Source organism: Bacillus halotolerans (assembly GCF_004006435.1).
Lineage (GTDB): Bacteria > Bacillota > Bacilli > Bacillales > Bacillaceae > Bacillus > Bacillus halotolerans.
In genome coordinates, this window is the sequence record NZ_CP029364.1 from 3524377 (window position 1) to 3543331 (window position 18955).

Below are 18955 nucleotides of genomic sequence, written 5' to 3' on the forward strand. Positions count from 1 at the left end.
CGATGATCCCTCCATTCTATATTTTCTTACCCTCACGTAAACGATAGGTAAACATAAGAGCTTCACAGCTAGAAATAAAAATGATGAGGACCATATATAGGTCAGCCATTTCTCAAGTTAGGAAGGGCGGTAGTTTGTGAGTTTTCTTATACCTATTTATTAACATAAATTGAAAAATGTTGTAATATAAATAGATCATAAACGAAGGGGGTGGCAATATGAATAAAGAATCGAAGGTTATTATCGTATTAGGTGAATTTGAGAACGAAGCGGAAGGAATAATTTTAGAATGCAGAATATAAATTTCCAATAGATTAGGTTTTATGCCTGGTCCATGTCATCAATGTGAACGGCAATTCTTTTTTAAAAGCAATTTGCTGCACGCAGCTGGAATTGATCCATCGCAAAAAAAGAGGTCTAAGCAGGACCTCTTTTTTGCTAATCTATTTTATTGCCCGAACGATAAGAGCGGTTAAAGCTTCAGCCCCTTGGGGAACCAAGTGTACGCCGTCAGGGGTGAAATACTCCGGATGCTGGAGAGCTTCTGTATGCCAGTCAACCAACGTAATATTGTTATGCGTGTTAGCCTGCTGCCGCAAAGTTTCATTCACCTTGCTTTCCCATTGCCGGGGAACCCGCGTATTGACAAGATAGATATGAGCTTTTGAGAAAGATGTAAGCAATTGATCGATTTGGCTGTTTGTAAAGTAGCCATTGGTTCCCAGTTCAATGATGACAGCTTTATTCGGCTGATTAAAAGACTTGTATTCTCGTGTCAGTTCTAAAGCTTGAGACATTTGTCTTCCCACCTTCCCATCAATTATGACATGTGAAAGAGACTGACGGAGGCTGGAGGCGATATCAAGCATGACGGAATCCCCTATTGCTAATACTTCTTTATCAGCAGCTGCCGGTTCTTTCTGAGATTTTATGTCCTTTTTTTTCGTAGTCTCCTGTCCTTTTGCGCTCGTTTCCTCTTGATCTTTATTTGAGGCTGTTGTTTTTTGTTTCGATTTGTTTTCTCCGTCTTTATCGGATGCTGCCAACTTTCTATGCTCTGACGTGCTATACGTCCATTGCGGATGTTTTTTCTCTCCGGCTACCCCTGACAGTCCCCCTGCAAAAATAAGTATAGCGAGAATGACGAAGCCAATTGACATTTTGCTGATGACAGATGTCGTTTTCCATTCTCGAATTCTATGAATAAAAGCCCGGCGGAAAAATGACTTAAACCCCTCTGTCCGTATCGGCTTTTCAATGAAATGATAGGAAAGCTCGGCGAGTATAAATGTAACGAAGATCTTTAGCGCGATATGCCAAAAAACAGGGTTTCCGATTTCTTGAATCGGCGTGCTTAACACAATAACAGGGTAGTGCCAAAGATAAATACCGTAAGACCTCGTTCCAAGCCAACGAAGAGGCCTCCATGACAGCAGAATGCCCAAAAAGCTGCTCGGATGGGATACACATGCAATAAGGACCGCTGCGGTAATGCTTATTAAAAACATTCCGCCTCTGTAAAGAAAAGGTTCGTATTCATCTGTAAAATAGACACACAAAACTAAAATACAAAACGCCGATAGTTCTGTGCCATACAAAAGGCGCTTCAGTTTGTATGGCAGCCTGTTGGAAGACAGCCTTTTCATCGGCCATATCAGAGCCAGAGCACATCCTATGAGAAGTTCAAACGAACGAGTATCTGTGCCGTAGTACACGCGACTCGGATCTCCGCCGGGTTCATACAGTACGCTCATCATCACGGCTGAACAGAGCGCAAGCAACGATACCGCTGCCGCCAGTTTCGCACGGTTTTTAAATATGTACATTCCAGCAACCAAAAACATCGGCCATACAATATAAAATTGCTCTTCAATTGCCAATGACCAAAGGTTTTTAAGCGGTGACGGGGATCCGAAGCTATCAAAATACGAGAGTTTATGAAAAATAAACCACCAATTGCTCATGTAAAAGAGAGAAGAGATGGCATCTCCGCGCACAGTGTGCAAAAGTTCTCGGTTGCACACGACGACCCAAATAACAGCGGAAATGATCATAAGGTAAGCCGCTGGCAGAAGCCGCCGAATTCGGCGCACCCAAAAGTCCCGAAAATCAAGGCTGATATTATTTCCATGTGCCGGCAATATAATAGATGTAATTAAGTAGCCTGATAATACAAAAAAGATATCAACTCCAATGAAGCCACCGTTAGCCCAATTGAAGTTTAGGTGATAAGCGATAACTGCCAGGACGGCAAAAGCCCGAAGGCCATCGAGTCCAGTGATGTAGCGGTGATGCTGTGTTTTGTGATACATGGTATTCCTCCAATAATGTGCAGATATTCTCGCTGTTTTGGCTGCAAGGTTACGGCCTTCTTGATATCTGTCAGGTCCCTTTGCGAAAGGGAAAACACCCATGACACAGATGATGACATGGATGTTTTTCTGTTATCGAACATAACGTTCTCCCATGAGCAGATTTGAGATGACGCTGGTCGGAATTTTAAACTCTGTAACGCCCATATAGCCGGGGGCAACTTCATATTCATCAAATGAAATCACAAGTTTATGGTCTTCTGTAATATAAAACGTTTGATCAGGCTGAATGTGTTTGAATGGTTCTGCATCCTCGTCAGTGACCCAATAGATTTTATTTGGATCTTCCTTCATTTGCTGTTTCATTTGTTCTTTGATGTTTTGGCTGATGACTTTGATATAGCGGTCATCTTTAAATAAGCTTTTTAATGTAAGTAAGATATCATTCTTTTTGTCAATTGTGATATAACGGCTTTGTGTGTAAGATGATGCTTGTGTTTTTTCAATATCACGCCGAATAGAAATTAAATCTGGCGTGTCTGTTACTGTCTCGTAATCACTGTAGATGCTGAGATGTCCTTTTTTATTTTTGGATGTGGACTGTATAAATTCTTTATACATCTGCTTGCTTTCTTTCAAATATTTCTGGTTGATGCTGTTTTCAAGCTCTTTATTAGAAAGTCCCGACAGAGCAGGCGTTTTGACATCGATGCTTGATTCATCTTTCTCTTCTTTGATCTCAATAAAAGTGATGGCTTTGACGATCTTGCCGATGACAGGGATTTTTGACATAGCTTGAGCTGCATCTGGGTTGATGTTGACAAGTGCAGTGAATAAAATAGCTGCCGCGACAGCTGCTGATGTCGGCCACATGACGATTCTTTTCTTTTTTGGTTTTTGCTGAAGGGCTTTTTCGACAATGATATCCAGTTCTTTAGGAATCTGGACATTTTTATATTCTTCTTTTAATTGCTGTAATCTCTTATCCATTAAGAATCCTCCTTCGTCAACTGAATGCGCATCAGCTTCAATGCTCTGTAAAGGCGCGTTTTGACGGTATTCAAGTTTTCCCCTGTAATTTCCGCAATTTCTTCTAGTTTGAGGTCTTCAAAAAAACGCAAAATAATAATTGTTTTATAGTGGGACGGCAATTCGTCGAGCGCTTCATGAAGATCAGTGTCCTTATAGTGATCTTCCTTTCCTGAGCTTAAAAACTCAATCGTTTCGTCATCGATCACCTTTAACTTTTTTTGTTTTCGCAAAAAATCAATAGCTGTACGTACTAAGATTTTATAAAACCAGCTTTTTATCGTCTCAGGGTTTCTGACCGTTTCAACTGAGCTGAGCGCTTTTTTTATAGATTCCTGAATAATATCTAATGCGTCATCTTGATTTTTCACATAACTGAAGGCTAATCTGTAGAAATCTTGCTTATGGTCAGTTATACACGTGACAAGTAACGCTTTTATTGTTTGTTTTTTCTTCATTGCAATAAAGGGCTCCTTTTTGAATATACGTATATCGTAGGATGTTACCTAGGATAGACGGGGCAGTTTGAAAAATAGTTTGCGCAGATATTATTTTTTTTAAAAAAGTGATCAGGAGCGGGAGGGGAGGATCAATTGCTTAAAAATAAACGGAAAAGACCCTATTAATGGGGGAGTTGCATAAAAAAACATGACTTGTTGATACAAGCCATGTTTTTTGGTTACATGGTATACAGGAAATATCATGTGTTCTATTCCAAGTAATGTTTTTTAAAATCTGAGTGGATTGAAAATTTGCGTCGTAACTGGATGAGATTTTTCCCGAAACTATCTTCTAAAAGCCCTCTATGCTTCTTCATAATTTCCATGAGATACAGATCATGAATGATCACTTCTGTAATAGGCATGACTAAACCTACATGCATCGTCCATGCAGCACGGCTATCGTTGCCAAGAGAGACAATACCTGCTACTACTTCTGAATCATCTCCGCTATATACAAGCCACCGTCCGTCATACTCTTCTGTAATTTCACTGCTCATATCATGAAGGTAAACATTAGCAAAATCAGATGCGATATCTCCGTAGGCAATAATGGTGACAATGACACCTTTATTTGCCGCCTGTCTCAGCTCTGATTCCACCTCTTTGAAATCCTCTTTCCAGATCTCCAAGAGGATTCTTTTTTTTGCTGATAATATACAAGCCTTCACCTTTTCAAGAATTTCACTGCGTCCGGTGATATTCCAGATATTTTCCCGGTCATTTGCGGTCTGCTCGAATTTTTCAAAGTATTTTTCAGCCTGGTCAAAATTCTCTTCCGCTTTGAGCCGTCGGTTTTTAATCAGTTCTTTAGCGGGTACAGGGACATACTGAGGCGTGTTTCCGTGGCTTACAAAAACATCTCCTCTTAAGACTAAGCTTTCCAAGACTTCATATATTTTTGAACGAGGCACGCCCGAATTTTTGGCTACCGCATAGCCGGTTAAAGGCGCTTCTTGCAATAATGCCAGATAAGCTTTTGATTCATATTCGGTAAAATTGAGGTTTTTTAAAATGTCTAACATATTTTCCTTCATACATCCTCCAATATAAAGAGCAGTCGCTGCCTTTGTAATCGCTATTTTAACAAACCATATTGATTTTTTCCAAACGTATTGATACACTTTTTATAGGGAGTTACTTTAGTAGTCACTATATGTTAAGGGGATTCATTTAAAGGGGGAAAGAACATGCACAGCTTACTCGCATACATACCGATCGCTGCCATGATGGTTATCATTCCAGGAGCAGATACGATGCTTGTTATGAAAAATACCCTTAGGTATGGCGCAAAGGCTGGCCGATATAATATTCTCGGATTGGCAACGGGACTTTCTTTTTGGACGGTTATTGCCATTCTAGGTTTATCAATGGTCATTGCCAAGTCGGTGATTCTTTTTACAACAATCAAATATTTGGGAGCAGCATACTTAATTTATTTAGGGATAAAAAGTTTTTTTGCAAAAAATATGTTTTCTTTAGACGACATGCAAGCTCAAGCAAAAACCGCAGCAATTTCTCCGAAACGACACTATAAATCTTCCTTTATGCAAGGGTCACTCAGTAACATTCTCAATCCCAAAACGGTTTTGGTCTATGTCACGATCATGCCCCAATTCATTAATCTGAAGGGAAATGTAAACCAGCAGCTCATTATTTTAGCTTCAATTCTCACCCTATTAGCGGTGTTATGGTTCCTCTTTCTCGTTTATATCATTGATTACGCAAAAAAATGGATGAAAAATCCCAAGTTCCAGAAAGCTTTTCAAAAAATAACGGGAATCATATTAGTTGGGTTTGGTATTAAAACTGGTTTAAATTGATGTCACGGCCACTTATCAAAAGACTCCGTTCATATTTTGAACGGAGTCTTTTGATAAATATGGAGATTAAATCACGGAGGCAGGTATGTTTTTATCTTCAGCATACGTTTATTTGGAGACATTTGTACGGGAAAAGATCATGACACTAAATGAGCGGGATCGTAAAACATGGAATATCCAGTGCCTCGCAGCACACAAAAAAGACAAGGGATAAACAACTCCCTTGTCTTTTTTATGATTTCACTTAGTATGACGAACTTTATAAGCAATCATCAATAAGAGAAACCAAACTGGAGTGACAAATAGGGAAACACGCGTATCTTTCGCGAGTGCCAGCACAACCAGTATGAACACCAGGAAAGCCAGTGTTACGTAATTGGATAATGGAAAAAGCGGCATTTTAAATGTATTCACCTTTGCTGCATCCGGTCTTGTTTTCCGATATTTCAAATGGCAAATCACAATAATGCCCCAAATAAAGATGAAGCATATAGTAGAAACACTTGTGATAAGCGTAAAGACTTGCTCTGGCATTACATAGTTCAGAATAACACCAATAAGAATGGCAATGGCTGAAAAGAACAATGCATTGCTTGGTACATTTGAGGCAGTCAGCTTTTGCAATGGGTCAGGTGCATGATGATCCTTGGCAAGCGAGTATACCATCCGGCTTGTACTAAATAAAGCACTATTGCCAGCTGAAGCAGCAGATGTCAGTACAACAAAATTAATGATGCTGGCGGCTGCTATGATACCGACCGCTGAGAATACTTGAACAAATGGGCTTTCAGCAGGATTAATGATATTCCATGGATAAATACTCATAATCACAAGAAGAGCGCCAATATAAAAAAGCAAAATTCGAATAGGGATATTGTTAATTGCTTTAGGGATTACTTTTTCTGGGTTTTCTGCTTCGCCTGCAGTAAGCCCCACAAGTTCAATGCCCGTAAATGCAAACACGACCATCTGGAATGAGAGGATAAATCCATGTAAACCATTTGGAAACATGCCGCCGTGACTCCAAAGATTTGTGAAGGAGGCTATGCTTGACTGTGTGGAAAATCCTTTTATGATCAAGACAATACCGATAACAATCAGTGCCAGTATTGCGATGATTTTGATTAATGCGAACCAGAACTCCAATTCACCAAAAAGTTTTACAGTCGCTAGATTCATGATGAGCAACATCATAAGCGCAATGAACCCTGGCATCCATTGGGGTACACCAGGAAACCAATATTGGGTATAAAGACCGACAGCTGTTAAATCAGCCATAGCAAGTGAGATCCAGCAAAACCAGTACGTCCAGCCGGTAATAAATGCTGCCATATTTCCTAAATAATCACTTACAAAATCAACAAAAGAGTGATATCCCGCGTTTGATAAGAGCAGCTCTCCCAGTGAACGCATAATAAAAAAGAGAAATACGCCCGTGATCATGTAAGCAAATAAAATAGAGGGTCCTGAAAAATGTATTGATTTCCCTGATCCTAGGAATAAACCAGTTCCGATTGCCCCCCCAATCGCTATGAGTTGTATGTGCCTGTTTTTAAGGCCTCTGGACAATTTCCGTTTGTGCAGAGAATTGTCCATAGTGGAATCGTCCGTCACTTTATGTTTTCCTCCAATAAAAAATATAGTTATCTTGGTTGTTTAGGAATCATAGCTTCCTAAATTTTTTATCTATCATTATAACAGGAAACTATATTATTTTAAATTTTATTGATTTTTTTAATTAAATGTAACTAATGTATCTATCTTTCTTTTCTATTTTTATAAGGTGTAATATCCATCAGGATGAGTAAAGGATTTCTTTTCTGCCGCTCTAATAATATATCCCACTATTTTTTATTAAAATAATAATGTTATAAGAAGAATAGAGAGTTTACATTCAGTCATGTTTATAATGACAAGAGATTAAGTTTTGGGTTATTTGCCCTGATCTTTAAGATGTATTTTCTGAAGTATCAGAACTTTGTCACCAATATGTTCACGGAGAGTGGTAAACTGTTTACGAATTATTACTTTTGAAGGGGGACAACCTGAGTGAATCATAGATCAAAAACACCAAAAAGGGTGTTTGTTTAGACAAATAACGAAATTATTTTTTAATCGGTGCAAGCTTTTGTGTTGAGATACGTGCTATTGTTCCTGCATACAAAAACATTTCACAGAATATTGAAAAAGAAAATCCGAGTGCGGACGCAAGGCCATAGAATGAGATGAGATCCTCAGTACAAGGCATAAAACTGATGTCCGTTTTTTCAATTTTGACTAATAAGGACAAAGGATGATATAGATGAAAAGAATTGATAAAATATACCATCAGCTCATGCATAATTTTCATGACTCCAGCTTAGATCATCTTTTAAAGGTACAGGGAAATTCAGCAAAGGAAATTGCTCAGCAATTGAAGATAGAGCGGTCCAATGTCAGTTTTGAATTAAACAATCTCGTGCGGTCCAAAAAGGTAATAAAAATTAAAACGTTTCCCGTGCGCTACATTCCAGTGGAAGTAGTGGAAAGGGCATTCAACAAAAAATGGAATACAGAGATAATGGAAGTGAAAGAACTGAAGGGGCTTTCTGAAAATCAAAAAAAGAACGATCAAAATATTTCTACGAATCCTCTTGAACTTATGATTGGAGCAAAAGGCAGTTTGAAGAAAGCAATTTCTCAAGCAAAAGCAGCTGTTTTTTATCCTCCGCACGGTCTGCACATGCTTCTCTTAGGACCAACAGGCTCCGGTAAATCCCTTTTTGCGAACCGGATTTACCAGTTTGCGATTTACTCTGACATTTTGAAGGCTGGTTCTCCGTTCATCACATTTAACTGTGCAGATTACTATAACAATCCTCAATTATTGCTCTCTCAATTATTTGGTCATAAGAAAGGAGCATTTACCGGTGCCAGCGAAGATAAAGCCGGTTTAGTTGAGCAGGCCGACGGGGGCATTCTGTTTATGGATGAAATTCATCGTCTTCCGCCTGAGGGACAAGAAATGCTGTTTTATTTTATCGACAGCGGATCTTATAACCGTCTTGGAGAAACTGAACATAAAAGAACATCGAAAGTATTATTTATTTGCGCAACTACCGAAAACCCTAATTCTGCTCTATTAAAAACATTTTTGCGGAGAATTCCAATGACGATTCATATTCCATCGCTGGAAGAACGATCTCTTAAAGAGAGAGTTGATCTCACAACGTTTTTATTAGGGAAAGAAGCAGAGCGTATTAAGAAGAATCTAAGTGTGCATATCGATGTATATAATGCATTGATTCATTCTGCGAAGTTTGGGAATGTGGGACAGCTGAAATCAAATGTGCAGTTAGTTTGTGCACATGGATTCTTACATAATCTTGACAGAGATGAAGTTGTTGAACTGACCGTTCGGGATCTCCCGGATGAAATCAAGCAAGATTGGATGTCAAGCAGCAAAAACATGAAAAGAAGCAAAACGATTTCTGAATATGTCAATATCACAACCATCATATCCCCGATAGTAGAAGATGAAACAACAAAAATTGATGATGATCTATCATTTAATTTGTATCATTTGATAGAAGAAAAGGTCGAAGTGCTAAACAAAGAAGGTTTGTCCAAAAAGGAAATAAACCAATATATTTTAACGGATATTCATTTGCATGTCAGAAGCTTTTTTAATCAAAGCGCGTTCCGAAATGACAACCTGCTGACATTTGTTGAGGACGGCGTGATTCAAATGACGAAGCAATTAAAAGAAGTTGCTGAACATGAACTGAATTGCACATTTGACCGTAAATTTATCTATTTTTTAAGTATGCATATCGATTCATTTTTAAAACGCGGTAAGCAAATTGATATTTTAAATGCGCAGGAAACGGATGAAATCCGTGATACCCATGTGAAAGAGTATCAGGTGGCGCTCATATTTAAAGACAAAATTCAGGAACACTTCAGAGTAACCGTCCCGGAAATAGAAGTCATCTACTTAACGATGCTGATTCATTCCATCAAAACGTTAAAAGAAAACAAAAGAGTAGGGATTGTGGTTGCCGCACATGGAAATAGCATGGCGAGTTCCATGGTAGAAGTAGCGACGGAGCTTTTAGGAAGCACCCCAATTGCGGCCGTTGATATGCCCCTTTCTGTTTCACCTGCGGAAATTATGGAGCGCTTAGCGGGAAAAATACAGCAGGTAGATGAAGGTGAAGGTGTTTTAATGCTTGTTGACATGGGGTCACTTGCAATGCTGGAAAGCAAGCTTGAAGAAAAAACAGGCATCAAAATCAAAACAATCAGCAATGTCACGACCTCAATGGTGCTGGACGCCGTCAGAAAGGTGAACTATCTGAATTTACATTTACATGCCATATATGATTCGGTCACAAAGGATTTTATTGAGTTATGGGATCGGCAGCCTGCCGCCTCACCAGGAAAAAAGAGGGCGTTGGTTTCAATCTGCACAACAGGCAGCGGAACGGCAAAAAAGCTGGAAGACATCTTAACAACGATCGTAAACAAGGCCTCTGATGTTCCCATCCACATATTGACCGTATCATCGATTAAATTGGCAAACAGCATCAAAGAAATCGAAAAAGAGTATGAGATCCTTGCGACAGTAGGAACAAAAGATCCTAAAATCAATGCTCCGCATGTATCATTGGAGGTATTAATTGGAGGAGAAGGAGAGAAGATGATCCAACAGGCGATCACAAAAGGAAGCATCCCGATGAGTAATGGATTATCGGGCACAAACATCATTGTACGGGAGCTTTGCGAGGATAGTTTGAAAAAGTATCTGGTTTTTTTGAACCCCCATCACATTATAGAAATCTTATTAGAGTGGCTTCAGACCATTCAAGATGAACTAGGCATCATTTTCAATAATACAGTGATGATCAAAGTGATTATGCATACAGCTTTTGCCTTTGAAAGGGTGATTAAACAGAATCCGATTGCTTTTTCCGAAGAAGACGAAATAACCGATCAGCTGAAAGAGATCTTTGAGGTGACAGAGCGAACATTAATCCCTTACGAACAAAAATTGGGGCTGAACATAAGCGATGATGAAAAATTATTTATAGCCGCCATTTTTGCTGACGAAGTACATGGCCACATGTGTTAAAAACGATTTTTTTACGTAAACCTGTATTAAATGGAACGCCATTTTAATACAGGTTTATTTTTGTATTCACATGTGTTTTCAATCAGCTTTCTTCATGTGCTGCAAAACAAATGAAAACGCTTAACACAGCTTCTTTGGCACGATACTTGCATTATAAATGGGTGTACGAAAAAGGAAAGGAGCAATCGTGTTATGATTTCAGTCATTATTAGCGGACATGGGGACTTTCCCATAGCATTAAAAGAATCTTCAGGCATGATATTCGGTGAAGAAAATCATCTGATAGCGGTGCCGTTTTTTAAAGGAGAGGGCATCCAAACGCTGCAAGAAAAATATCATCAGACGCTTCAGGATATTCCGAAAGAAAATGAGGTGCTTTTTTTAGTTGATATTTTTGGAGGCACACCGTATAACGCAGCGGCTTCCTTCATCGCTAAGGATCAAAGAATGGATATGGCTGCCGGCATAAACCTGCCGATACTACTGGAGGTTTTAAGCCTGAGAGAACATCTGAAACTCAAAGAATTGCTGAATCACTTAAAAAAAATGAGCCAGCAAAGCTTTCAAGTTTGCAGCGAACATTTAGAAAAAGCAAAAACAGTTTGTGAAGAAAAAAGAGAGGATGAACTATGATGAACATTACATTGGCAAGAATTGATGACCGCTTTATTCACGGCCAAATCCTGACAAGATGGATTAAAGTCCATGCAGCAGACCGAATCATCGTTGTGTCAGATGACGTTGCGCAGGATGAAATGAGAAAAACCCTGATCCTATCTGTTGCTCCTTCCAATGTAAAGGCGAGTGCCGTATCAATTTCTAAAATGGCAAAGGCGTTTCATAGTCCGCGCTACGAAGGGGTAACGGCGATGCTGCTGTTTGAAAACCCATCCGATATTGTATCTCTCATAGAAGCAGGCGTCCCTATCAAAACCGTAAATGTCGGAGGGATGCGTTTTGAGAATAATCGCCGGCAAATCACCAAATCAGTCAGCGTAACTGAAGAGGATACAGAGGCGTTTGAAATATTAAATGAATTAGGCGTCACACTGGAATTGAGGCAGCTGCCTTCTGATACCAGTGAAGACTTTATGGAGATTTTGAGAAATGTAACAAAATCATCAAGGGGATGAGATGATGACTTCAATACAAATTATTTTGTTGTTAATCATTGCAGCCATTACAGGTATTGCAAGTGTATTGGATGAAGGACAAACACACCGTCCGCTGATTGCCTGCACTTTGGTTGGCCTTGTGCTTGGTGATCTAAAAACAGGAATCATTTTAGGAGGAACGCTGGAGCTGATGGCGCTGGGCTGGATGAATGTCGGCCTCGCCATGGCGCCTGATACAGCCATTGCCTCTGTGATTTCAACCATTTTAGTGATTACCGCTGATCAAGGCATTGGTGAAGGCATTGCCGTCGCTGTTGCTTTGGCAGCTGCAGGTCAAGCGCTTACTATTTTTGTCCGAACGATTACTGTCTTTTTCATTCACCGTGCTGATAAATATGCCAGGGAGGGGAATATCAAAGGAATTGAAATTATGCATGTTACCGCCATGGTGTTTCAAGCGCTGCGTGTCATGATACCGACTTTGATTGTGGCCTTAATCAGTGTGAGCGCTGTTCAGGTGTTCTTGGGAAATATTCCGGAAGTCATTACCAAAGGTTTGCAAATAGGAGGAGGCATCATTGTTGTTGTGGGGTATGCAATGGTGATCAATATGATGAATATCCCTTATCTTAAGCCATTTTTCTATATTGGTTTTTTGTTGGCAGCGTTTACCGATTTCAATTTAGTAGGATTTGGCGCTCTTGGTCTCTGTCTGGCGCTTTTATACCAGCAGGTTATGCAAAAAAATAGCGCCCACGGGGCAGTCGCCGCAGCCGCAGACGGCAGCAATGCAGCTGTCTATGATGATGATGACGATCTTGATGCATAAGAATGAGGGGGGGATGAAAATTGGAGAAAGAAAAAAGATTAACAAAGAAAGACATTTTCAGTATGTTTATCCGTTCGAATTTCTTGCTCGGCTCATTTAACTTTGAACGTGTGCAGGCAATGGGATATTGCTATGTGATGATACCGGCGATAAAAAAATTGTACGGTCCGGGAGCGAAAAGAAACGCAGCTTTGCAGCGCCATTTGGAATGGTTTAATACACATCCGTGGCTGTCCGCACCCATATTTGGGGTGACAGCTGCCATGGAAGAAGAAATGGCGAACAATAAAGGAATAGACGGGAAAGCAATAAGCGGGATGAAAATCGGTTTAATGGGTCCGATAGCGGGTGTGGGCGATCCTATTTTCTGGGGAACCGTACGCCCCGTATTGGCTGCTTTAGGGGCTTCTCTTGCTTTAGGCGGAAACATTGCCGGTCCTCTGCTGTTCTTTTTCCTGCTGAATGCCATCAGATTAACCACAAAATATTACGGTTTAAAGTATGGCTATGTAAAAGGGATGGAGATTCTGCAGGATCTAGCAGGGAATCGTATTCAAAAACTGACAGAAGGTGCTTCCATCCTCGGGTTATTTGTGATGGGGGCTTTGGTCTCCAAGTGGACCACCATCAACATCCCGATCGTTGTTTCAAGAATTAAAGATGATAACGGAAAAGTTGACGTTCAAACTGTGCAAAATATTTTAGACAGCATTATGCCGGGGGTGCTGCCTTTAGGATTGACTTTATTAGTGGCATGGATGCTGCGAAAAGGAGTAAATCCGCTCCTTATTATAGTTGGCATATTTGTGATCGGTATTCTTGGCTATTGGGCTGGATTTCTGGCATAAGCGCTTAACGGGTAAAAAGGGGAGAACCTGCAGAAGTCTTTCTCATAACCTCTTCATCATTCGATACAGCTTTTATCACGGATCACTCGTGCAGATGTCTCTCTTGAATGTTTTTAAATGTTAGAGAGGAGAGAATCAGAATGAAAAAGAAGCTAATTCAAGTCGTGATCCTATTCACCATGCTGTTTACTATGGCACTGCCAGTAAGTGCAGCCGATTCAAGCTACTATGATGAGGATTACCGTCCCCAATATCATTTCACACCAGAGGCAAACTGGATGAATGATCCAAACGGAATGGTTTATTATGCAGGGGAGTATCATTTGTTTTATCAGCATCATCCATACGGTCTGCAATGGGGGCCGATGCATTGGGGCCATGCAGTAAGCAAGGATTTAGTTCACTGGAAGCACCTTCCCATAGCGCTGTCACCTGATGAAAAAGGTACAATTTTTTCCGGGAGCGCAGTGGTCGATTGGAATAATACAAGCGGTTTTTCAAACCGGAAAGGAGAAGCCGCTTGTCTCTATATATACGCAGGATCATGAAGACGGCCAAGTGCAAAGCGTCGCCTATAGTAATGATAAAGGCAGAACGTGGACGAAATACTCAGGTAATCCGGTCATTCCAAACCCGGGAAAAAAAGATTTTCGCGATCCGAAAGTGTTTTGGTATGAAAAAGATAAAAAGTGGGTGATGGTCCTGGCAGCTGGTGACCGAATACTCATTTATACATCAAAAAATCTGAAGCAGTGGACATATGCAAGTGAGTTTGGACAAGGACAAGGAAGTCATGGAGGCGTATGGGAATGTCCGGATTTATTTGAGCTTCCTGTAGACGGCAATCCGAAACAAAAGAAATGGGTGATGCAAGTCAGTGTGGGAAACGGTGCGGTTTCAGGAGGATCAGGCATGCAATATTTTGTAGGAAGTTTTGATGGAACAACTTTCAAGAACGAAAACCCGTCAGACAAAGTATTATGGACCGACTACGGTAAAGACTTTTATGCGGCTGTTTCTTGGTCCGATGTTCCTTCTTCAGATGGACGGCGGCTTTGGCTAGGGTGGATGAGCAATTGGCAATATGCCAACGATGTTCCTACATCTCCATGGAGAAGTGCAATGACTATTCCAAGAGAAGTAAAATTGAAAGCGTTTTCTAAAGGGATCAGAGTTATTCAAACACCAGTAACAGAGCTGCAATCTATCAGGGGAGCCGCGCAGAAGTGGGAAAATAAGATTATATCGCCAGAGAGCAGTAATGTATTGGCGGGTATATCTGGAGATGCTTATGAAATGAATGCAGAGTTTCAAGTGAATCCAGGTTCGGCTTCTGAATTCGGTTTTAAGGTTCGAACAGGGAGAAATCAATATACAAAAGTCGGTTATCATCAAAAGAGCGGCAAACTGTTCGTTGACCGAAGCCAATCCGGAAATGTCACCTTTAATCCAACCTTTAACACTGGGAAGCAAGCAGCTCCGCTGAAGCCGGTAAATGGAAAGATAAAAATGCGTATTTTTGTTGACCGCTCTTCAGTCGAAGTATTTGGTAATGACGGGCAACAGGTGTTGACTGACATCATTCTTCCGGATAGATCAAGCAAAGGTCTTGAATTATATGCTATTAATGGCCGTGTTAAGGTAAACTCCCTAACGATTCATCCTTTAAATAAAGCATGGGGAGCGTCACCGTTTATATCCAATTTGACTGGCTGGACAACTGTAAACGGTACGTGGGCCGACACAATTGATGGAAAACAAGGACGATCAGACGGCGATTCCTTCATGATGTCTTCAGCATCAGGAGCTGACTTCACTTATGAATCCGATATAATCATTAAGGATGGGAACGGAAAAGGGGCAGGGGCTCTTGTGTTTCGTTCTGATAAAGACGCACAAAACGGTTATGTAGCCAATGTGGATGCGAAACATGATCTTGTGAAATTTTTTAAATTTGAGGACGGGATTGCCTCTGTTATTGCCGAACACCAAACACCGATAGATATAAATAAAAAATATCACTTGAAAACTGTGGCTCATGGCGCTCACTTTAAAATATATTTGGATGACCGTCTAGTCATAGATGCTGAAGATTCTGCATTCTCAGAAGGTCAATTTGGCTTGAACGTTTGGGATGCTACAGCAGCCTTTCAGAATGTCAACGCAAAGGCTGATTAGAAAAGAAAAAAGAGGCATTTTTAATGAAGGGGGAATAGAAATTCTTACACTTTCTCTATAAAAAAGGGCACAGACTCAAACAGTCTGTGCCTTTTTCTTATTTCAACAGGTTCAATGATTCGCGGTTAAATGCTTCCAAATCATCAGGTGTTCTGCTTGTTACAATGTTGTGGCTGACGACTACTTCTTCGTCTTTGTAATTTGCACCAGCGTTGATCAAGTCTTTGCGAATGCTGCGGTAGCCAGTGATGTCTTTGCCTTTCAGAAGATCCGTATCAATGAGTACCTGCGGGCCGTGGCAAATAGCGAAAACAGGTTTCTCATTTTCTACAAATGCTTTCGCAAATTCACCCGGCCGGTCATCTCCGCGAAGCAAATCTGGGGAAAATCCTCCAGGAATTAATAGGGCATCGAATTCACTTGCATCTACGTCGGAGATCGCTTTGTCGATCTTCACTTTCTCGCCATGTTTACCGGTAACTTCCTTGCCTGCTTCCAAATCAATGGCAACGACGCTATGGCCAGCTTCTTCGTATGCCTTTACCGGACTTGTATATTCGATATCTTCGAATTGGTCTGTAACGAGAACAGCGATTTTTTTGCTCATATTTATACCTCCTATGAATTCCTATATACCATAGAATAACAGGCACGTTCATTTTCCTTCAAAATATTTGCTTGAGATGGTTTTCGCAAGAGTCCTGCGAAGGGGTTGTTTTATAGATTTTATGGTTTTCATATGGTAACATCGCCGCCAAAACGAGGCAGAAGGATTAGCGCTCTTCTTAACTTATTTCTTTTTTAAAAAAAGACTTTTTAAATGATTTTCACTGTGGAGCGGAGTGCAGTAAACAAAAGGCGAGGTAGCCAATAGTATGGCTACCTCACCTTTTACAACTATTCCGACTCATAATGTAGAGATATCAATAACGAATCGGTAGCGTACATCACTGCGAAGAACACGCTCATATGCTTCATCCACTTGATCGGCACGAATCACCTCAATTTTAGGTGCAATGCCATGCTGAGCAGCGAAATCAAGCATCTCTTGTGTTTCTGGAATTCCGCCGACAAGAGAACCCGCTAGGCTGCGGCGGCCCATGATTAAGGAGAATACACTATATTTGTCCGGCTCGGCCGGTGCCCCTACATTCACAAGGGTTCCGTCTATCCGAAGCATTGATAAATAGGCATCTACATCAAGGTTCGCGGATACTGTATTTAAGATTACGTCAAAACGCCCGGCCAATTCAGTAAATGTAGCTTGATTACTGGTTGCATAGTAATGGTCAGCCCCTAGTTCAAGGGCTTCCTCTTTCTTATTCATAGAGCGGCTCAGGACGGTTACCTCTGCACCCAAAGCATGCGCAAATTGAATCGCCAAATGACCAAGCCCGCCGACCCCTACAATCGCAACCTTTTTGCCTGGGCCGACGTTCCAGTGTTTTAGAGGGGAATAGGTTGTAATCCCTGCACACAGTAGAGGGCTGGCAACATCCATCTCCAAACTGTCCGGTATCCGAACAACGAACCTGTCAGTGACAACGATTTTTTGGCTGTACCCGCCATACGTCGGATTTCCATTATAGTCCAGTGAATTATAAGTTTGGACAACACCTTTAGTGCAGAACTGTTCCTCACCGCTGAGGCAGTATTCGCATTCTCCGCAGGAGTCAACAAAACAGCCGACGCCAACGCGATCTCCGACAGCAAATTTTGTGACTTCTGCTCCCACAGCCTCCACAACTCCGGCGATTTCGTGACCGGGAACCATCGGAAAAATTCCTCCGCCCCATTCATCGAACGCACTGTGGATATCGGAATGGCAAATACCGCTGAACTTAATGTCGATTAAGACGTCGTGCGGCCGTAATTCTCTTCTTTCAATTGTCGTCTGTTCAAATTTCGCTTTAGCATTTGGTACGCTTAATACACGAGTTTTATAATGATTACACATACAGACCTTCCTTTCATATAGTCAGTTTCCAGATAAGAACATGTCACTTGGTGTTTGTCATGTGTGTTCAACATCACTTTAAACCTTAAAGTCCACTTTAAGGCAAGAGTTTTTTTAGAAACATATTTTTATAAAAGATTAAGAGTAAACACAATTATTGAAGAAATAATGCTTTTTTAACACTTAAGTATTAAATTCTGTACGGCCGCTCATATAAAAAACGCATCGAATCAATTGACTCGATGCGTTCGTTTTATCATGTATCATACCATTCATCATGAACAGGTCCGTCTCTCCAAGAGTAATGGTTACATGTACAAGCCAACTGTCTTTTGTTGCGCCATGCCAATGTTTTACGTGCGGCGGAATATTCACGACATCTCCTGAAGAATGAGATTGAGGAATACGTCAGAGTTTAAACTTGGTTTCTTCTTGACTTAAAGTGAACTTTAAGTGTTATCTTCAAAAACAGCAGGATAAAGAGGTGAAAAATATGAATATTACGCAAGTGGCAAAGCAGTTTGGCCTAACAGCCGCAACGCTCAGATATTATGAACGTGTTGGATTGATCCCGCCGGTAAAACGAAAAGAAAGCGGAATCCGCGATTATGATGAAGAAGATATCAAATGGGTTGAATTCATCAAATGCATGCGAAATGCTGGACTAACGATAGAAGCGTTAATTGAATATACAACGTTATTTACTGAAGGAGACCGAACAGTAGAAGCCCGCAAAAATATCCTGGCTGACGAAAGACAGCGATTGATAGAAAAGCGGAAAGAAATTGATGAAACAATAAAAAGATTAAATAAAAAAATTGAGGATTATGATGGGAAATTGCGCGAAAATGAGGACAAACTCAAAAGCAGACCTAAAACGGAAAGTTTTCATGGATAAGTACCAGTAAGGCTAGAATGAATTAAACAATTCCTTCTTTGTTAACATTTATCATAAAAGAGCAGGGGAAATCGCGGAAAAACGCGGTGTCTCCCGTATTCATATCGCGCTTGCCTGGTTGCTGCAGAAAGAGCCTGTAACAGCTCCTATTATCGGTGCTACGAAAATGTCACACCTTGAAGATGCCGTAGGTGCTCTTGCAGTTAAATTGACGCCTGCAGAAGTTAAGTTTCTAGAAGAACCATATGTACCTCACCGAATAGTTGGTCATCATGAATTATGCTCGAAAACGATATTGCTGGAATTCAACAAAATACTATGTTTCGGATTGAGAGAAAGAATAGAGGGCTTAT

At 40.6% G+C, this 18955-nt stretch carries 15 protein-coding genes and 3 pseudogenes; 10 read left to right on the forward strand and 8 right to left on the reverse strand.

The genetic code is table 11. The annotated features are described in order from the left end of the window. Window positions 1–443 precede the first annotated feature (443 nt). From DIC78_RS18065 to DIC78_RS18080, 4 genes are all read right to left on the reverse strand, one after another. Window positions 444–2312 carry an acyltransferase family protein gene (locus tag DIC78_RS18065; RefSeq protein ID WP_127696713.1) on the reverse strand — a complete coding sequence of 623 codons (1869 nt, stop codon included), beginning with the start codon at window positions 2310–2312 and terminating at the stop codon, window positions 444–446. 132 nt (window positions 2313–2444) lie between these two features. Then, window positions 2445–3302: an anti-sigma-V factor RsiV gene (gene rsiV, locus DIC78_RS18070; RefSeq protein WP_095713415.1), complete on the reverse strand. Its 858-nt coding sequence runs from the start codon at window positions 3300–3302 to the stop codon at window positions 2445–2447. Then, a complete protein-coding gene (sigV, locus tag DIC78_RS18075; protein WP_127696714.1) occupies window positions 3302–3799 on the reverse strand; it encodes an RNA polymerase sigma factor SigV in 498 nt (165 codons plus the stop codon). Before sigV ends, rsiV begins: the two co-directional genes overlap by 1 nt. Before the next feature lie 251 nt (window positions 3800–4050). Then, the gene (locus DIC78_RS18080; RefSeq protein WP_127696715.1) at window positions 4051–4878 is read right to left on the reverse strand and encodes a TrmB family transcriptional regulator; all 828 of its coding nucleotides are present in this window, start codon (window positions 4876–4878) and stop codon (window positions 4051–4053) included. A gap of 153 nt (window positions 4879–5031) precedes the next feature. Here DIC78_RS18080 and DIC78_RS18085 point away from each other — a divergent pair, with 153 nt between their 5' ends. Continuing rightward, window positions 5032–5664, forward strand: coding sequence for a LysE family transporter (locus DIC78_RS18085; RefSeq protein WP_024122275.1), 633 nt, complete (start codon window positions 5032–5034; stop codon window positions 5662–5664). 240 nt (window positions 5665–5904) lie between these two features. Here DIC78_RS18085 and DIC78_RS18090 read toward each other — a convergent pair whose 3' ends face one another. Further along, window positions 5905–7278: an amino acid permease gene (locus DIC78_RS18090; protein ID WP_106020170.1), complete on the reverse strand. Its 1374-nt coding sequence runs from the start codon at window positions 7276–7278 to the stop codon at window positions 5905–5907. Window positions 7279–7966: 688 nt separating this feature from the next. Between DIC78_RS18090 and DIC78_RS18095 the strand changes: the two genes are divergently transcribed. The 7 genes and pseudogenes from DIC78_RS18095 (at window position 7967) to DIC78_RS22205 (ending at window position 15747) form a co-directional block, all read left to right on the forward strand. Next, window positions 7967–10777, forward strand: a complete 2811-nt coding sequence (locus DIC78_RS18095) for a sigma-54-dependent transcriptional regulator (protein WP_127696716.1) — start codon at window positions 7967–7969, stop codon at window positions 10775–10777. Between the two features lie 192 nt (window positions 10778–10969). After that, window positions 10970–11410, forward strand: coding sequence for a PTS fructose transporter subunit IIA (levD, locus tag DIC78_RS18100; RefSeq protein WP_095713411.1), 441 nt, complete (start codon window positions 10970–10972; stop codon window positions 11408–11410). Then, window positions 11410–11910 (forward strand): PTS sugar transporter subunit IIB, encoded by a 501-nt coding sequence (locus DIC78_RS18105; protein ID WP_127696717.1) that lies wholly within the window; start codon window positions 11410–11412, stop codon window positions 11908–11910. The genes levD and DIC78_RS18105 overlap by 1 nt, the downstream gene beginning before the upstream one ends. 4 nt (window positions 11911–11914) lie before the next feature. Further along, window positions 11915–12721, forward strand: a complete 807-nt coding sequence (gene levF, locus DIC78_RS18110; RefSeq protein ID WP_101861138.1) for a PTS fructose transporter subunit IIC — start codon at window positions 11915–11917, stop codon at window positions 12719–12721. Window positions 12722–12741: 20 nt separating this feature from the next. Continuing rightward, window positions 12742–13569 carry a PTS fructose transporter subunit IID gene (gene levG / locus DIC78_RS18115; protein WP_024122268.1) on the forward strand — a complete coding sequence of 276 codons (828 nt, stop codon included), beginning with the start codon at window positions 12742–12744 and terminating at the stop codon, window positions 13567–13569. 296 nt (window positions 13570–13865) lie between these two features. After that, a pseudogene (locus DIC78_RS22200) lies at window positions 13866–14697 on the forward strand (glycoside hydrolase family 32 protein); the annotation flags it as partial. After that, complete coding sequence (locus DIC78_RS22205) at window positions 14692–15747, forward strand: GH32 C-terminal domain-containing protein (RefSeq protein WP_420867039.1); 1056 nt, start codon at window positions 14692–14694, stop codon at window positions 15745–15747. The pseudogene DIC78_RS22200 and the gene DIC78_RS22205, both read left to right, overlap by 6 nt. Window positions 15748–15844: 97 nt before the next feature. Here DIC78_RS22205 and yraA read toward each other — a convergent pair whose 3' ends face one another. The 3 genes and pseudogenes from yraA to DIC78_RS21900 form a co-directional block, all read right to left on the reverse strand. Then, on the reverse strand, window positions 15845–16354 hold the full coding sequence (yraA, locus tag DIC78_RS18125; protein ID WP_069487145.1) for a cysteine protease YraA: 510 nt from the start codon (window positions 16352–16354) through the stop codon (window positions 15845–15847). A gap of 300 nt (window positions 16355–16654) precedes the next feature. Next, a complete protein-coding gene (locus tag DIC78_RS18130; RefSeq protein ID WP_127696718.1) occupies window positions 16655–17704 on the reverse strand; it encodes an NAD(P)-dependent alcohol dehydrogenase in 1050 nt (349 codons plus the stop codon). A 183-nt stretch (window positions 17705–17887) separates the two neighbouring features. Continuing rightward, window positions 17888–18088, reverse strand: a pseudogene (locus DIC78_RS21900) (hypothetical protein); the annotation flags it as partial. Window positions 18089–18197: 109 nt separating this feature from the next. Here DIC78_RS21900 and adhR point away from each other — a divergent pair. Together adhR and DIC78_RS18145 are read left to right on the forward strand one after the other, a co-directional pair. Beyond that, window positions 18198–18602, forward strand: a complete 405-nt coding sequence (gene adhR, locus DIC78_RS18140) for an aldehyde stress transcriptional regulator AdhR (protein ID WP_024122264.1) — start codon at window positions 18198–18200, stop codon at window positions 18600–18602. A gap of 55 nt (window positions 18603–18657) precedes the next feature. Further along, window positions 18658–18873, forward strand: a pseudogene (locus DIC78_RS18145) (aldo/keto reductase); the annotation flags it as partial. Window positions 18874–18955: the final 82 nt, after the last annotated feature.

What these genes read in the sequence shown, in the direction of transcription:
- DIC78_RS18065 (WP_127696713.1), bottom strand. Translation starts at nt 2,312, where the DNA reads ATGTATCACAAAACACAGCATCACCGCTACATCACTGGACTCGATGGC.
- rsiV (WP_095713415.1), bottom strand. Translation starts at nt 3,302, where the DNA reads ATGGATAAGAGATTACAGCAATTAAAAGAAGAATATAAAAATGTCCAG.
- sigV (WP_127696714.1), bottom strand. Translation starts at nt 3,799, where the DNA reads ATGAAGAAAAAACAAACAATAAAAGCGTTACTTGTCACGTGTATAACT.
- DIC78_RS18080 (WP_127696715.1), bottom strand. Translation starts at nt 4,878, where the DNA reads ATGAAGGAAAATATGTTAGACATTTTAAAAAACCTCAATTTTACCGAA.
- DIC78_RS18085 (WP_024122275.1), top strand. Translation starts at nt 5,032, where the DNA reads ATGCACAGCTTACTCGCATACATACCGATCGCTGCCATGATGGTTATC.
- DIC78_RS18095 (WP_127696716.1), top strand. Translation starts at nt 7,967, where the DNA reads ATGAAAAGAATTGATAAAATATACCATCAGCTCATGCATAATTTTCAT.
- levD (WP_095713411.1), top strand. Translation starts at nt 10,970, where the DNA reads ATGATTTCAGTCATTATTAGCGGACATGGGGACTTTCCCATAGCATTA.
- DIC78_RS18105 (WP_127696717.1), top strand. Translation starts at nt 11,410, where the DNA reads ATGAACATTACATTGGCAAGAATTGATGACCGCTTTATTCACGGCCAA.
- levF (WP_101861138.1), top strand. Translation starts at nt 11,915, where the DNA reads ATGACTTCAATACAAATTATTTTGTTGTTAATCATTGCAGCCATTACA.
- DIC78_RS22205 (WP_420867039.1), top strand. Translation starts at nt 14,692, where the DNA reads ATGACTATTCCAAGAGAAGTAAAATTGAAAGCGTTTTCTAAAGGGATC.
- yraA (WP_069487145.1), bottom strand. Translation starts at nt 16,354, where the DNA reads ATGAGCAAAAAAATCGCTGTTCTCGTTACAGACCAATTCGAAGATATC.
- DIC78_RS18130 (WP_127696718.1), bottom strand. Translation starts at nt 17,704, where the DNA reads ATGTGTAATCATTATAAAACTCGTGTATTAAGCGTACCAAATGCTAAA.
- adhR (WP_024122264.1), top strand. Translation starts at nt 18,198, where the DNA reads ATGAATATTACGCAAGTGGCAAAGCAGTTTGGCCTAACAGCCGCAACG.